At 61.8% G+C, this 14,548-nt stretch carries 15 protein-coding genes and 1 pseudogene; 11 read left to right on the top strand and 5 right to left on the bottom strand.

The annotated features are described in order from the left end of the window. The first annotated feature begins 127 nt into the window (after positions 1-127). The gene (locus ACO6VD_RS07490; RefSeq protein WP_422418036.1) at positions 128-793 is read left to right on the top strand and encodes a TetR/AcrR family transcriptional regulator; all 666 of its coding nucleotides are present in this window, start codon (positions 128-130) and stop codon (positions 791-793) included. Between the two features lie 39 nt (positions 794-832). After that, positions 833-1,687, top strand: a complete 855-nt coding sequence (locus tag ACO6VD_RS07485; RefSeq protein WP_422418034.1) for a sulfurtransferase — start codon at positions 833-835, stop codon at positions 1,685-1,687. A gap of 51 nt (positions 1,688-1,738) precedes the next feature. On the opposite strand, the gene ACO6VD_RS07480 is transcribed toward ACO6VD_RS07485, so the two are convergent. From ACO6VD_RS07480 to ACO6VD_RS07465, 4 genes are all read right to left on the bottom strand, one after another. Next, on the bottom strand, positions 1,739-2,731 hold the full coding sequence (locus ACO6VD_RS07480; protein WP_422418033.1) for a hydrolase: 993 nt from the start codon (positions 2,729-2,731) through the stop codon (positions 1,739-1,741). 72 nt (positions 2,732-2,803) lie between these two features. Further along, positions 2,804-3,397, bottom strand: a complete 594-nt coding sequence (gene rsmD, locus ACO6VD_RS07475) for a 16S rRNA (guanine(966)-N(2))-methyltransferase RsmD (protein WP_400173700.1) — start codon at positions 3,395-3,397, stop codon at positions 2,804-2,806. Beyond that, positions 3,397-4,896, bottom strand: a complete 1,500-nt coding sequence (locus ACO6VD_RS07470) for a M16 family metallopeptidase (protein WP_400173702.1) — start codon at positions 4,894-4,896, stop codon at positions 3,397-3,399. Before ACO6VD_RS07470 ends, rsmD begins: the two co-directional genes overlap by 1 nt. Then, positions 4,889-6,244, bottom strand: a complete 1,356-nt coding sequence (locus ACO6VD_RS07465; RefSeq protein WP_422418031.1) for a M16 family metallopeptidase — start codon at positions 6,242-6,244, stop codon at positions 4,889-4,891. Before ACO6VD_RS07465 ends, ACO6VD_RS07470 begins: the two co-directional genes overlap by 8 nt. A 230-nt stretch (positions 6,245-6,474) precedes the next feature. Between ACO6VD_RS07465 and ftsY the strand changes: the two genes are divergently transcribed. The 5 genes from ftsY to ACO6VD_RS07440 all read left to right on the top strand — a co-directional run bounded on the left by ftsY (position 6,475) and on the right by ACO6VD_RS07440 (position 11,356). Then, entirely contained in the window at positions 6,475-8,034 is a 1,560-nt protein-coding gene (gene ftsY / locus ACO6VD_RS07460; protein ID WP_422418030.1) for a signal recognition particle-docking protein FtsY, read from the top strand. After that, the gene (ftsE, locus tag ACO6VD_RS07455; RefSeq protein ID WP_422418028.1) at positions 8,031-8,702 is read left to right on the top strand and encodes a cell division ATP-binding protein FtsE; all 672 of its coding nucleotides are present in this window, start codon (positions 8,031-8,033) and stop codon (positions 8,700-8,702) included. The genes ftsY and ftsE overlap by 4 nt, the downstream gene beginning before the upstream one ends. Beyond that, the gene (gene ftsX / locus ACO6VD_RS07450) at positions 8,699-9,727 is read left to right on the top strand and encodes a permease-like cell division protein FtsX (RefSeq protein WP_400173706.1); all 1,029 of its coding nucleotides are present in this window, start codon (positions 8,699-8,701) and stop codon (positions 9,725-9,727) included. The genes ftsE and ftsX overlap by 4 nt, the downstream gene beginning before the upstream one ends. A 113-nt stretch (positions 9,728-9,840) precedes the next feature. Further along, on the top strand, positions 9,841-10,701 hold the full coding sequence (gene rpoH / locus ACO6VD_RS07445) for an RNA polymerase sigma factor RpoH (RefSeq protein WP_422418026.1): 861 nt from the start codon (positions 9,841-9,843) through the stop codon (positions 10,699-10,701). A 145-nt stretch (positions 10,702-10,846) separates the two neighbouring features. Further along, the gene (locus ACO6VD_RS07440) at positions 10,847-11,356 is read left to right on the top strand and encodes a DUF1993 domain-containing protein (protein ID WP_422418024.1); all 510 of its coding nucleotides are present in this window, start codon (positions 10,847-10,849) and stop codon (positions 11,354-11,356) included. 63 nt (positions 11,357-11,419) lie between these two features. Here ACO6VD_RS07440 and mtgA read toward each other — a convergent pair. Further along, positions 11,420-12,177, bottom strand: a pseudogene (gene mtgA / locus ACO6VD_RS07435) (monofunctional biosynthetic peptidoglycan transglycosylase). A 33-nt stretch (positions 12,178-12,210) separates the two neighbouring features. Between mtgA and ACO6VD_RS07430 the strand changes: the two are divergent. The 4 genes from ACO6VD_RS07430 to trmB all read left to right on the top strand — a co-directional run bounded on the left by ACO6VD_RS07430 (position 12,211) and on the right by trmB (position 14,459). Then, complete coding sequence (locus ACO6VD_RS07430; protein WP_422418022.1) at positions 12,211-12,582, top strand: DUF423 domain-containing protein; 372 nt, start codon at positions 12,211-12,213, stop codon at positions 12,580-12,582. A 101-nt stretch (positions 12,583-12,683) separates the two neighbouring features. After that, a complete protein-coding gene (thiS, locus tag ACO6VD_RS07425; protein ID WP_400173710.1) occupies positions 12,684-12,884 on the top strand; it encodes a sulfur carrier protein ThiS in 201 nt (66 codons plus the stop codon). A gap of 48 nt (positions 12,885-12,932) precedes the next feature. Then, positions 12,933-13,727 carry a thiazole synthase gene (locus ACO6VD_RS07420; protein WP_038615579.1) on the top strand — a complete coding sequence of 265 codons (795 nt, stop codon included), beginning with the start codon at positions 12,933-12,935 and terminating at the stop codon, positions 13,725-13,727. Positions 13,728-13,736: 9 nt separating this feature from the next. After that, on the top strand, positions 13,737-14,459 hold the full coding sequence (gene trmB, locus ACO6VD_RS07415) for a tRNA (guanosine(46)-N7)-methyltransferase TrmB (RefSeq protein WP_400173711.1): 723 nt from the start codon (positions 13,737-13,739) through the stop codon (positions 14,457-14,459). The last annotated feature ends 89 nt before the right edge of the window (positions 14,460-14,548 follow it).

Below are 14,548 nucleotides of genomic sequence, written 5' to 3'. Positions count from 1 at the left end.
TTTTCTAGAGCTTATACTCTAACGATGTGTTTTTGCGACTAGATTTTGACCTCAAGCAGGTACATCCCGATTCGGATAAACCGTAAGATGGACCTATTCAATTAAAGCCCGGCATCTGGAGCTGGCCATGGCCCCGCGCATCAAGACCCGCGACCGCATCGTGCAGAACAGCCTGGAGCTGTTCAATCAGCAGGGTGAGCGTAGTGTCAGTACCAACCACATCGCAGCCCATATGGAGATCTCCCCGGGTAACCTGTACTACCACTTCTCCAACAAGCAGGAAATCATCGCCGTACTCTTCAGCCAGTACGAAGAACAGGTCGAGAGCTTTTTGCGGCCGCCGCAAGACCGGGTGGCAACGGTCGACGACAAGCGCTTCTACCTCAAGGAGCTGTTGGCGGCGATGTGGAACTACCGCTTTCTGCACCGCGACCTTGAGCACTTGCTCGACAGCGACAAGGAACTGGCCGCCCGCTACCGGCGCTTTTCCCAGCGCTGCCTGATACAGGGCCAGGCGATTTACCGTGGTTTCGTCGAGGCCGGGCTGGTGACGATGGATGCGGTGCAGATCGAGTCGCTGACCCTCAACGCCTGGATCGTGCTGACTTCCTGGGTACGCTTTCTCTGTACCACTCGGGAGAACTCGGCGCACTTGAGCGAAGATGCCTTCAAACGCGGTATCTATCAGGTACTGGTGCTGGAGCTCGGTTTTGTCACCGCACAGGCGCGCCCGGCAGTGGATGCCCTGTGTCAGGAATTCTACGTTTCGCTCAATCAGGCACTGGAGCAATAAAGCCCGGGCCCTATCCGTTCAATCGTTCAGGAGACTGTCATGCCTCTCGCGCAACTGATCACCGCCCAGCAATTGGCCGACCGCCTGGAGGCGCCGGCGCTGGTGATTCTCGATTGCCGTTTTGCCCTGGAAGACATTGACTATGGCCAGCGCAGTTATGCCGAGGGGCATATTGCCGGGGCGCATTTTGCCGACCTTGAGCGGGACCTGAGTGGCCCGATCATCAAGGGCGTGACCGGGCGCCATCCGTTACCGGATCCGCACCATCTGATCGAGCGGCTGCGGGCCTGGGGTGTCAACAACGACAGCGAGATCGTTCTTTATGACGACGGTCCGGGTGCTTTCGCTGCGCGTGCCTGGTGGCTGCTGGTCTGGCTCGGCAAACGCAGCGGTGTATCGATCCTCGATGGCGGCCTGAAGGCCTGGCACGCGGCAAAGTTGCCGTTGAGTCTCGACGCCCCGGAAAAACGTGTGGGTACCTTCAATGGCGAGCCTGATAAAGCGCTGGTAGTTGACGCCAAACAGCTGGGTGAGCGCCTGGGTCAGCCTGACCTGACCCTGATCGACGCCCGCGGCCTGCCACGCTTTCGCGGTGAGGTGGAGCCGATCGACCCGGTCGCCGGGCATATTCCGGGGGCGCAGTGTGCGGCCTTTACCGACAACCTGGGCGCTGACGGGCGGTTTCTACCCGCTGATCAGCTCAAGCAGCACTTTGCCGAGAAGCTGGGCAAGCGTTCGCCAGAGCAGTTGGTGGCTTACTGCGGGTCCGGGGTGACGGCGTGCCATAACCTGTTTGCTTTGGCGCTGGCCGGGTATCCGTTGGGCAAGCTCTATGCAGGCTCGTGGAGCGAATGGATTACCGACCCGCAGCGACAGGTCGCCAAGGGGGATTGAAAGTATCGCGGGGCAAGCCCGCTCTCACAGAGCTTGCCCTGCGATCGGACCTCAGACTTTGCCGAGCCACTGTGGAATCCGCCGCTCCAGGTAGTACCCCGGTTCACGCATGCTGCCGTCGACAAAGCCGACATGGCCCCCGCGTGAATGCAGTTCCAAGGTGGTCAGCGGCGCCAGTTCGTTGGCCGCAGGCAGGCTATGGCTGAACACGAAGGGGTCATCGCTGGAGTGGATGATCAGCGTCGGTGTTTTATTCTCGCCGAGAAAGTAGCGGCTTGATGCCCGGCGGTAATAGTCCTTGGCATCGGCAAAGCCATTAAGCGGTGCCGTGACCCGGCCATCGAAATCCCAGAACGTGCGCAAATTCTCCAGTGGCCCCAGGCGCTCCAGGGCGGCCAGGCCTTCATGGTGGCCGTGATGCTGGAAGTGGCGTTGTTTGTCCTTCACATAGGCAAGCATGGCGCGCATGAAATGCGCCTGGTAAACCCGGGAAAACCCCAGGCCGATGCGGTCGGCACACTGGTCCAGGCGAAACGGCACCGACACCGCCACGGCACCCTGCAGTTGACTTGCCGAGCCGACTTCACCGAGGTGCTTGAGCAGCACATTGCCGCCCAGCGAGTAACCGACTGCGAACAGAGGCGCCTGGGGACGTTGCGCCCGAAGGTGCGCGACGGCCTCGGCGAGGTCTTCGCTGGCGCCGGAATGGTAGCTGCGCGGGAGCAGGTTGGGCTCGCCTGAGCAACCTCGCCAGTTCAGCGCGACGCTGGCCCAGCCGCGACCGGCCAGGGCCTGTTGCAAGCCGACGACATAGGGTGAATCGGAGGAGCCTGTCAGGCCATGCAGCACCAATACCAAGGGTGCTGTCGCTTCATGGGGGCCGTGCCAGTCAAGGTCGAGAAAATCGCCGTCGGCCAGCCACAGGCGTTCACGTTGGCGGCTCAGGGCTGCAGATTTGCGCCACAGTGGCCCCCATAGCGTCTGCAGATGCGGATTGCCCAGCCCCAGGGCGGGTTTGAAGGAGCTGGGGGGGACAGAAGACATCGGAGTTTTCTCAAAAAGAAAGCGCAACGGATGCAGTGAAGTGTAATGCCCGTTGCGCGTTTGTGCCGTGAATCAGCCACGTTGCCAGAGTGCGTAGTACACCTGGCCGGCCTTTTTCTCCCGGTGCAGGCGCCAGTTGCCAGGCAGCTGCAGGGCGGAGGGCGGCGTTTCGCTCTCGGTGTAGATCCAGGCGTTGGCGGCCAGCCACTGACGTTCTTCAAGCAAGGCGCAGGTGGTCGGCAGCAGGTCCTGGTGGAACGGCGGGTCGAGGAACACCAGGTCGAAGGCCAGCTTCGGCTCGCCCTGCAGGTAACGCTGGGCATCGCTCTGGATCACCTGACCGCGAGGGCAGCGCAGGGTTTCCAGGTTTTGCCGCAGGCTGGCAATGGCTGCCGGGTTGCTGTCCAGCGCCACCGCTTCAGACGCGCCACGCGACAGCGCCTCCAGGTACAAGGCACCGCTACCGGCAAAGGCGTCAAGCACCTTGGCCCCTTCGATATGGGGCGCCAGCCAGTTGAACAGGGTTTCGCGCACCCGGTCCGGCGTCGGGCGCAGGCCGGGGGCGTCAGGGAAGCTCAGGCGGCGGCTGCGCCATTCGCCGGCAATGATGCGCAGCTGGCCCTGGCCGTTGTGTGGCTTGGCCGATTTTGCGGATGGACTGGCCATTAATGCTCCGGTACACCAAGCGGCTGCTCGGCGGGTTTGTCAGTAGGTGGCGGCAGAGGCTTCTGCGCCACGCTCGGGCCTGCCGTGACGATAACCATCTTGTCCGCGGCGAGGTGCTTGTTCAGGGCGGCCTTGACCTGTTCGGTGGTCAGTGCCTGGGATTGCTGCATGTAGTCTTCCAGCCAGGTCAGTGGCAGGTCGTAGAAGCCGATGGCACCCAGCTGGCCAACAATGCTGGCGTTGCTGGCGTTGGACAGCGGGAAGCTGCCGGCCAGTTCACGCTTGGCATCATCCAGCTCCTGCTGGCTCGGGCCGGTCTTGAGGTAGTCGGCAAGGATGTCCTGGACCAGCTTGAGGGTGCCTTCGCTGAGCTCGGCACGGGTCTGCAGATTGATCATGAACGGACCACGCACCTGCATCGGGCTGAACACCGAGTATACGCCGTAGGTCAGGCCACGCTTTTCACGCACTTCGCTCATCAGGCGGGTGCCGAAAGCACCGCCGCCGAGGATCTGGTTGCCCAGCGACAGTGCCGCATAGTCCGGGTCATCTCGGTCGATACCTAGCTGGGCGAGCATCAGGTGAGTCTGGTTGGACGGGAAGTCGATGTGCGTGGTGCCAGGCTTGGGTTCGACCGGCTGCGGCAGCTTGGCCAGGGCCGGACCTTTGGGCAGGGCTGCCGAGACCTGGGTGGCAATGGCTTCGGCTTCGCTGCGGCTCAGGTCACCGACCAGGGCGATGACGGTGTTGCCAGCAGCATAGGCCTTGGCGTGGAAGGCTCGCAGTTGCTCCAGGGTAATCGGCGGAATGCTCTTGGCCGTGCCATCGCTAGGATGGGCATACGGGTGACTGCCATACAGGTGCTCGAACAGCGCGATGCCGGCCAGCTTGCCCGGGTTCTGCTTCTGGTACTCGAAACCGGCCTGCAGCTGGTTCTTGATGCGCTCAAGGGCATCCTGCGGGAAGGTTGGCTTGCCGACTACCTCGGCAAACAGCTTCAGCGCCGGCTCGCGTTTATCTGCCGCGCTGAGGCTGCGTAGTGTGGCCACGGCCATGTCGCGGTAGGCACCGTTGCCAAAGTCCGCGCCGAGGCCTTCGAAACCTTCGGCAATGGCCGTGACGTCCTTGCCGGCCACGCCCTCGTTGAGCATGGCGTTGGTCAGGGTCGCCAGGCCCGGCGCGTCGCCATCCTGGCTACTGCCCGCGGCGAAGGTCAGGCGCAGGTCGAACATCGGCAGCTCGCGCGCTTCGACGAACAGGACCTTGGCGCCTTCAGCGGTGTTCCAGGTCTGGATGTTCAGTTGCCGGCGGCTCGGCGCCTTGCCGTCGAGCTCCGCCAGGGTCTGCAAGGTATTGGCTGGCTTGGCCGCGGTGCTGTTGGCAGGTTGCGCGGCGTTGTCCGACTGGGCCGGCTTGGCCAGGACAAACGCCAGCACGCCGACCAGCGCCAGGATGCCGAGGCCGATCAGGGTGTAACGGGGTGCGCTACGTTCACTCATGAGCGTTCTCCTCGGGCAATACATGGGCAACGCTCAGGCGTTCGCGGGTGAAATAGGTACGCGCAGCGTTCTGAATGTCGGCCGGGGTCACGCTTTTCAGTTCATCGAGTTCGCTGTCGATCAGCTTCCAGGACAGACCAACGGTCTCCAGCATGCCGATGGCGGTGGCCTGGCTGCTGATGGAGTCGCGATCGTAGACCAGCCCGGCGATCACCTGGGCGCGCACGCGCTCCAGTTCTTCAGGCGATGGCGGGGTGGTCTTGAGTTCGTCGAGCAGCTTCCAGATGCCGCTTTCCACCTCGGCCAGGGTCTTGTTCTTCTGCTGGTTCGGCGTCGCCGAGATCAGGAACAGGCTGTCACCGCGGGTGAACGGGTTGTAGTTGGACGAGGCCCCGGAGACCAGCTCCTGGCCGCGCTCCAGACGGCTCGGCAGGCGCGCGCTGTAGCCGCCGTCAAGCAGTGCCGAAATCAGACGCAGGGCATGCACGGTACGCGGGTCCTTGGCAGTGGCCAGGCCCGGGACGTTGAAGCCGTAGATCAGGTTTGGCAACTGGGTGCGCACGTGCAGGGTGGTTTCGCGCAAACCGGGCTCGGCCAGTTCCAGCGGCAGCTTGGCCGGTGGCACCGCACGCTTGGGAATGGCGCCGAAGAAGCGCTGGGCCAGGCCCTTTACCTCGTCGACGGTAACATCACCGACCACCACCAGGGTGGCGTTGTTCGGCGTGTACCAGGATTCGTACCAGTGGCGCAGCTCTTCGACCTTCATGCGGTCCAGGTCTGCCATCCAGCCAATGGTCGGGGTGCGGTAGCTACTGGCCGGGAAGGCCATGGCGCTGAACAGCTCGAATGCCTTGGCGTTGGGTTGATCGTCGGTGCGCAGGCGGCGCTCCTCCTTGATCACCTCGATCTCGCGGCTGAACTCGTCGGCCGGCAGGCGCAGGCTATTCATGCGATCAGCCTCCAGCTCCAGGGCCACTGGCAGACGGTCGCGGGCCAGCACCTGGTAATACGCGGTGTAGTCGTCGCTGGTGAAGGCATTCTCTTCGGCGCCCAGGTCACGCAGGATGCGCGAGGCTTCGCCGGGCCCGAGTTTCTCGCTGCCCTTGAACATCATGTGTTCCAGAGCGTGGGACAGGCCCGTCTGGCCTGGGGATTCATAGGTCGAACCCACCTTGTACCAGATCTGCGAGACCACCACCGGCGCACGGTGGTCCTCACGCACGACCACTTTCAGGCCGTTGTCGAGAATGAACTCATGGGTGGGTTGCGGATCGGCGGCAAAGGCCGCGAACGGCAGACAAACTGTGCTGAGCAACAGGCCAGCGGCGCGGCGGGCTAGAGCATTCATACGTTGTTTAACCTGTAGGACTGCCCGCGTGGTCTTAGCGTCAGCGGGCTAGGAGGTGCTAGGATACTGATCCGGTTGCCTGTCGACCATGCCTGTCGTGGATCTGACCTGCAGGCCACAAGACAAAATGCTGCGCATGAACGAGCCGGAATAAAAGTAGTCTGTTCTGCGTTAAAAGAATTTTCGAGGCGCCACAGTGGCGCATCGCTACCCTGAGATAGCCGTCTTCCATGTTTGGTTCCAACGACGACAAAAAGACGCCGGCCGCGGCTGGTGAAAAGAAAGGCCTGTTCGGCTGGTTGCGCAAAAAACCGCAGCAACCCGTTGCCGAACAGCCACAACCCCCTGCACCGATCGAGTCGGAGCAGCCTGCGACCCTGAATAATGCCGAGGCGCCGGCGGCCATTGCGCCGGTCGAGGTTGCTCCGGCCCCGGTTGTAGCACCTGAGCCTGCTTATGTTGCGCCAGTCGAAGCGCCGCCGGCACCGTCCGTCGGGTTGGTGCTACCGGTGCCTGAAGAGCCGGTCGCGCTGGTTGCTGATCTGGAGCCGCACGCGCCGCCACCGATTCCGGAGCGCCCGGCACCTGTGGTGGTGGTCCAGGCTGAACCTCAACCAGTGGTTGTCGAACCTGCTCCCGTTATTGTGGCGCCAGAGCCAGAGCCAGAGCCAGAGCCAGAGCCAGAGCCAGAGCCAGTTGCAGTCGCGGTCGTAACCCCCGAGCCTGCGCCTGTAGCGCCTGTAGCGCCTGTAGCGCCTGTAGCGCCTGTAGCGCCTGTAGCGCCTGTAGTTGCGGCCGCGGTGGTTGCCGAGCCTGCGCCTGTCGAAGAAGTCGCCCCGGTTCGTAGCGAAGAGAACAAAGCTGGCTTCTTTGCCCGCCTCAAGCAGGGCCTGTCGAAGACCAGCGCCAGCATCGGCGAAGGCATGGCCAGCCTGTTCCTGGGCAAGAAAGCCATCGACGATGATCTGCTTGACGAGATCGAGACCCGCCTGCTGACCGCCGACGTTGGCGTCGAGGCGACCTCGGTGATCGTCCAGAGCCTGACCCAGAAAGTCGCACGCAAGCAGTTGGCCGACGCCGATGCGCTGTACAAGTCCCTGCAAGGTGAACTGGCAGACCTGCTCAAGCCGGTCGAACAGCCACTGCGCATTCACGCCCAGAACAAGCCGTTCGTGATCCTGGTCGTCGGCGTCAATGGCGCCGGCAAGACCACCACCATCGGCAAACTGGCGAAAAAGCTCCAGCTGGAAGGCAAGAAAGTCATGCTTGCCGCCGGTGACACCTTCCGTGCCGCGGCAGTCGAGCAGTTGCAGGTGTGGGGCGAGCGCAACCAGATTCCAGTGATTGCCCAGCACACCGGTGCCGACTCCGCTTCGGTGATCTTCGACGCTGTCCAGGCTGCCAAAGCGCGTGGCATCGACGTGCTGATCGCCGATACCGCAGGTCGCCTGCACACCAAAGACAACCTGATGGAAGAGTTGAAGAAGGTCCGTCGGGTCATCGGCAAGCTCGATGCCGACGCACCGCATGAAGTCTTGCTGGTGCTGGACGCGGGTACCGGACAGAACGCGATCAACCAGGCCAAACACTTCAACCAGAGCGTTGAACTCACCGGCCTGGCCCTGACCAAGCTCGACGGCACCGCCAAAGGCGGGGTGATCTTCGCCCTGGCCAAGCAGTTCGGCCTGCCGATCCGCTATATTGGCGTGGGCGAAGGTATCGACGACCTGCGCAACTTCGAAGCCGAACCCTTCGTGAAAGCACTGTTTGCCGAGCGGGAGCATCCATGATTCGATTCGAACAGGTCGCCAAGCGCTACCCCAATGGCCACGTAGGCCTGCATGAGTTGAGTTTTCGGGTGCGTCGGGGCGAATTCCTGTTCGTCACCGGCCATTCCGGCGCGGGCAAAAGTACCTTGCTGCGCCTGCTGCTGGCGATGGAGCGACCCACCAGTGGCAAGCTGTTGCTGGCCGGGCAGGACCTGGGGCAGATCAGCAACGCGCAGATTCCCTTCCTGCGTCGGCAGATCGGCGTGGTGTTCCAGAATCACCAACTGCTGTTCGACCGGACCGTGTTCAACAACGTTGCCTTGCCGCTGCAGATTCTCGGCCTGTCCAAGGTCGAGGTGGCCAAGCGCGTCGACTCGGCGCTGGAGCGCGTAGCCCTGTCGGACAAGGCTGATCTGTTTCCTGGCGATCTCTCCACCGGCCAGCAACAGCGCGTCGGTATTGCCCGGGCCATCGTTCACCGCCCGGCCTTGCTGCTGGCGGACGAGCCCACCGGTAACCTCGACCCGCGCCTGGCTGCGGAGATCATGGGTGTTTTTGAAGATATCAACCGCCTGGGTACCAGCGTGCTGATCGCCAGTCACGACCTGGCACTGATTGCGCGTATGCGCCATCGCATGCTGACCCTGCAGCGCGGCCGCTTGATCGGCGACGGGGAGGCCGGGCAATGAGTGCAACACGCAGTCCCAAGGTTTCCGAGCGCGTTGCGCCGAAGGCCGCTGATCCGGCACCGGAAAAGAACAAACGCAGCAGTCATGACGACGATGGTCCGGATTTCCGCACCCTGTTGCATGCCTGGCTGGAAAGCCATCGCTCCAGCCTGCTCGACAGCTTGCGCCGCCTGGCCAAGCAGCCGATCGGCAGCTTTTTCACCTGTCTGGTGATGGCAGTGGCCCTGAGCCTGCCCATGGGCCTGTCGCTGTTGCTGAGCAACGTTGAGCGTCTGGGTGGTTCGTGGCAGCGTGCGGCGCAGATTTCTCTGTACCTCAAGCTCGACGCCAGTAGCCGAGACGGTGAAGCCCTGCGTGAGCAGATCAAGGGTTTGCCGGGTGTGGCCGAGGCCGAGTACGTCAGTCGCGAGAAGGCGCTGGAAGAATTCCAGCAGCAGTCCGGTCTGGGCGACGCGCTGCGCGAGTTGCCGGAAAACCCGCTGCCCGGTGTGGTCGTGGTAACCCCGGCAGAAGTCGACAAACCGGCCCTTGAAGCCTTGCGCCAGCGCCTTGCGGAGCTGCCCAAGGTGGAAGCGGCGCAGCTGGACCTGGTGTGGGTCGAGCGCTTGGCGGCGATTCTCAAACTAGGTGACCGATTTGTCTTCGGTCTGACCGTGCTGCTGGTCTCGGCGCTGCTTTTGGTAATTGGTAACACAATTCGCCTGCACATCGAAAACCGCCGTACCGAGATCGAAGTGATCAAGCTGGTAGGCGGCACCGACAGCTATGTGCGCCGGCCTTTCCTGTACATGGGCGCCTTGTACGGCCTGGGTGCGGGGGTATTGGCCTGGGGCGTACTGGCGTTTGGCCTGAACTGGCTGAACGACGCGGTAATCGGGCTCTCCGGGCTGTATGGCAGTGATTTCGCCTTGGCCGGGGTTCCACCTGCCGATGGTCTGTCGCTCTTGCTTGGTGCGGTACTGTTAGGGTATATCGGTGCTTGGATTGCGGTCGCCCGCCACTTGAGCGAGCTCGCACCGCGATAGTGTCTTTTTGCTGCTATTGATTCTTTTTATTTTTAGGGAACTTGTTTCGCGGTTCCCGGTCAATGTTGGCAGTGCCTACGGGCACGAGTTTAGTGAGTCGGAGGTTTTTTCGTATGACCACTTCGTTGCAACCTGCCTATGCCCTGGTTCCCGGCGCAAACCTGGAAGCCTATGTGCACACGGTCAACAGCATCCCTTTGCTGACGCCGGAGCAGGAGCGTGAACTGGCCGAGAGTCTCTACTATGAGCAGAATCTTGAGGCGGCTCGGCAGATGGTGCTCGCCCACCTGCGGTTTGTCGTACATATCGCTCGCAGCTATTCCGGCTACGGGCTGGCCCAGGCCGACCTGATTCAGGAAGGCAATGTTGGCCTGATGAAAGCGGTCAAACGGTTCAATCCGGAAATGGGTGTGCGCCTGGTGTCCTTTGCCGTGCACTGGATCAAGGCCGAAATTCACGAGTTCATCCTGCGTAACTGGCGCATTGTCAAAGTCGCTACCACCAAGGCCCAGCGCAAGCTGTTCTTCAACCTGCGCAGCCAGAAGAAACGTCTGGCCTGGCTGAACAACGATGAAGTGCATCGTGTAGCCGAAAGCCTGGGTGTAGAGCCACGTGAAGTGCGCGAGATGGAGAGCCGCCTGACCGGTCAGGACATGGCCTTCGATCCAGCGTCCGAAGCTGACGACGACAGTGCGTTCCAGTCGCCGGCCAACTATCTGGAAGATCATCGTTACGACCCGGCCCTTCAACTTGAAGATGCTGACTGGAGCGACAACTCCACCAGCAACCTGCACGAAGCCCTGCAGGGTCTGGACGACCGCAGCCGTGACATTCTTTACCAGCGCTGGCTGGCCGAGGAAAAGGCCACGCTGCATGACCTCGCTGAGAAATACAGCGTGTCTGCCGAGCGGATCCGTCAGCTGGAGAAGAATGCGATGAACAAGGTGAAAGCCCTAATCGCAATCTTATGCTGAAACTATCACGGTACAACCCCTCTCCCACCGGGCTTCTCGGTGGGAGCGGGCTTGCCCCGCGATTTTTTATGGTGCCTGCAGCGCAGGTCTATAATCGCGCCACGTTGGCCCCGCCACTTTTTCCGTCACCCCTGTCGAGACTGTTATGACCATTTCCTTGTATGCCGCTTCTGTTCCTGTTTTCAAGCAAATGCTCAACGCCTTGAGTGAGGTTCTGAACAAGGCCGAAGCGCACGCCACGGCGAAAAACATTGATCCGAGCGTGTTCCTGCAGGCTCGCCTGTATCCGGATATGTTCCCATTGGTTCGCCAGGTGCAGATCGCTGTTGATTTCGCCAAAGGTGTATCGGCGCGTCTGGCTGAGGTCGAGTTGCCGAAATACGATGACAACGAAACCACCTTTGCTGAACTGCAAGCGCTGATCACTAAGGTGCTGGCTTTCCTCGACGGCTTTGCGCCGGCGCAGATCGATGGCAAGGAAGGCATCGAGATCGTGACCCGTCCGGGCACGCCGAAAGAGAAGCGCTTCAGTGGCCAGGCCTATCTGCTGACCTACGGTCTGCCGCAGTTCTTCTTCCACGTCACCACCACCTACGCAATCCTGCGTCACAATGGTGTGGAAGTGGGCAAGCGCGACTACATGGGCGCGTTCTAAGGCGATTACCCAGTAAGCAGCACACAATAAAAACCCGGCAAAGTATGCGCTTTGCCGGGTTTTTTATTGGTTCCAGGGCGCCTTGCGCGGGCTGTCCAGCTGCGCAAGGTAGCCACTGCCACCCAACTGGCGCATTTGCGTCCGGATCCAGCCGGCACGCCGCGCCACGTAACTGCTGGGGCGACTGGCACTCCAGTTCAGCGGGCTGGGCAGCACGGCGGCCAACAGGCTGGCCTGCTGACGGCTCAGGCGACTGGCATCGACACCGAAATGATGCTGGGCAGCGGCTTGGGCACCGAAAACGCCTTCGCCCCATTCGGCGCTGTTGAGGTACACCTCAAGTATCCGCTCCTTGGACCAGAGCAGCTCGATCAGGGCGGTAAACCAGGCTTCCAGGCCCTTGCGCAGCCAGCTGCGGCCCGACCACAGAAACTGATTCTTGGCCACCTGCTGACTCAGGGTGCTGGCGCCGCGAATGCTGCCACCGCGTTCGTTATGGGCCAGGGCAGCCTGGATGGCAATGAAGTCGAAGCCCCAGTGATTGGCGAACTTCTGGTCTTCACCAGCAATGACTGCCACCTTGAGCTCATCGGAGATCCGCTCCCAGGGCTCCCAGTCGCGCTGCAGGTCAATCGGCTGGCCGTTGAACCAGGATTCGACCTTGCGTTCGACCATCAGCGCCGTGCCCGGTGGCGGTACCCAGCGCAGCACCAGCACCAGCAAAGCGCTGCCAGCGGCGAACCAGAGCAGGGCGCGGACAAGACGGCGGATAATGGACGACAACATAGAGATGGCTTGGCCGAACCGAATGAGCGGGCCATTATACAGACCCTGTGATGACTAGGAGTCGCCTCATGTTGCGTAGTTTTCTCTTGCTCGCTGCCTTTTTCGGATTCACCGGGGTCGCCCTGGGCGCCTTTGCCGCGCATGGCCTGAAGGGCAAACTGACACCTGAATACCTGGCGATCTTCCATACCGGTGTGACCTATCAGTTGGTGCATGCCCTGGCCTTGCTTGGCGTTGCCGTGCTGGCCACGCAGTTGCCCGGCCGCCTGATTGGATGGGCCGGTGGTCTGTTCGCCCTGGGCATCGTGCTGTTCTCTGGCAGTCTGTATCTGTTGACCCTCAGCGGCATCGGTAAACTGGGTATGATCACCCCGATCGGCGGTCTGGCTTTCCTCGGTGGCTGGCTGTGCCTGGGGCTTGCGGCCTGGCGCCTGGGTTGACTCGGCGGTCCGAATCGAGACGAATGGCGATGCTTGGCCTTGGTCGCAGCACCTGATCAGGGCTAGAATGCGGGCCCCTAAAAATAATGGTGGCCGTGCGCATGCGCATCAAATTGAACGGTGAACCCTTCGAGTTGCCCGATGGCGAAAGCGTCGAGGCCCTGCTGACCCGCCTGGACCTTGTCGGGCGCCGTGTCGCGGTAGAGCTCAACCTGGATATCGTGCCACGTAGCCAGCACGCAGCGACCGCGCTGCGTGAAGGCGATCAGGTCGAAGTCGTGCATGCCATCGGCGGCGGCTAGAGCCCCAGGAACACCTTGCAAGTCCCTCAACCTTTCAGAGGATTTCCGATGAGCAACCTTCGCAGCGACAAGCCCTTTACCCTGGCCGGCCGTACCTTCCAGTCGCGCCTGCTGGTCGGCACCGGCAAATACCGTGACCTTGAAGAAACCCGCCTGGCCATCGAAGCCTCGGGTGCCGAGATCGTCACCGTAGCCGTGCGTCGCACCAACATCGGCCAGAACCCGGGCGAGCCGAACCTGCTCGATGTGCTGCCGCCGGATCGTTACACCATCCTGCCGAACACCGCAGGCTGTTATGACGCGGTCGAAGCCGTGCGTACCTGCCGCCTGGCCCGTGAGCTGCTCGATGGCCACAACCTGGTCAAGCTGGAAGTACTGGCCGACCAGAAAACCCTGTTCCCCAACGTGATCGAAACCCTCAAGGCCGCCGAAGTGCTGGTCAAGGACGGTTTTGACGTGATGGTCTACACCAGCGATGACCCGATCATCGCCCGTCAGCTGGCCGAAGCCGGCTGCATCGCGGTCATGCCACTGGCTGGCCTGATTGGCACTGGCCTGGGTATCTGCAATCCGTACAACCTGCAGATCATTCTCGAAGAATCGAAAGTGCCGGTGCTGGTCGATGCCGGTGTCGGTACTGCTTCGGACGCCACCATCGCCATGGAAATGGGTTGTGAAGCGGTGCTGATGAACTCGGCGATTGCCAATGCCCAGCAGCCGATCATGATGGCTGAAGCCATGAAACACGCCATTGTCGCCGGTCGTCTGGCTTACCTCGCCGGGCGTATGCCGAAAAAACTCTATGCCAGCGCCTCGTCGCCGCTGGATGGTCTGATCAAGTAAGAGCCCCTGATGACTGAATCGCAAGAAACGCCGATCTCCACCGACGGCGAAGAGCGTCAACACCGCCGCATCAAGAGTTTCGTGATGCGCGCCGGGCGTATGACCGAAGGCCAGCAACGTGGTCTGGAGCAGGGTGGGCCGCTGTTCATCCTGCCGCTGGCCGAGAGCCCGGTGGACTACGACCAGGTCTTTGGCCGTTCGGCGCCGCGCACCCTGGAAATCGGTTTCGGCATGGGCCATTCCCTGCTGGAGATGGCCGCTGCCGCGCCGGAGCAGGACTTCATCGGTGTCGAAGTGCACCGTCCGGGTGTCGGCGCGCTGCTCAACGGCGTACTGACTCAGGGCCTGAAGAACCTGCGGGTCTACGACTGCGATGCGATCGAAGTGCTGAACAAGTGCGTGGCTGACAACAGCCTCGACCGCTTGATGCTGTTCTTCCCCGATCCGTGGCACAAGAGTCGTCACCACAAGCGTCGTATCGTCCAGCCGGAATTCGCCGAACTGGTGCGCAGCAAGCTCAAGGTCGGTGGTGTGTTCCATATGGCTACCGACTGGGAGCCCTATGCCGAATACATGCTGGAAGTGATGAATGTCGCCCCGGGTTATCGCAACCTGGCAGCTGACGGCAAGTGCGTAGAGCGTCCGGCCGAGCGCCCGATCACCAAGTTCGAACGCCGTGGCGAGCGACTTGGGCATGGGGTGTGGGATCTGAAGTTCGAAAAACTGGCTTAAGACCTATCGCGGGGCAAGCCCGCTCCCACCGGTGGGAGCGGGCTTGCCCCGCGATGCTTTTAGCGGCGGTTCTTAAATGGAATAAACAA

This window comes from Pseudomonas sp. GZD-222 (genome assembly GCF_049310525.1).
Taxonomy (GTDB): Bacteria; Pseudomonadota; Gammaproteobacteria; order Pseudomonadales; family Pseudomonadaceae; genus Aquipseudomonas.
This window is presented reverse-complemented; position numbering and strand designations above follow the sequence as displayed.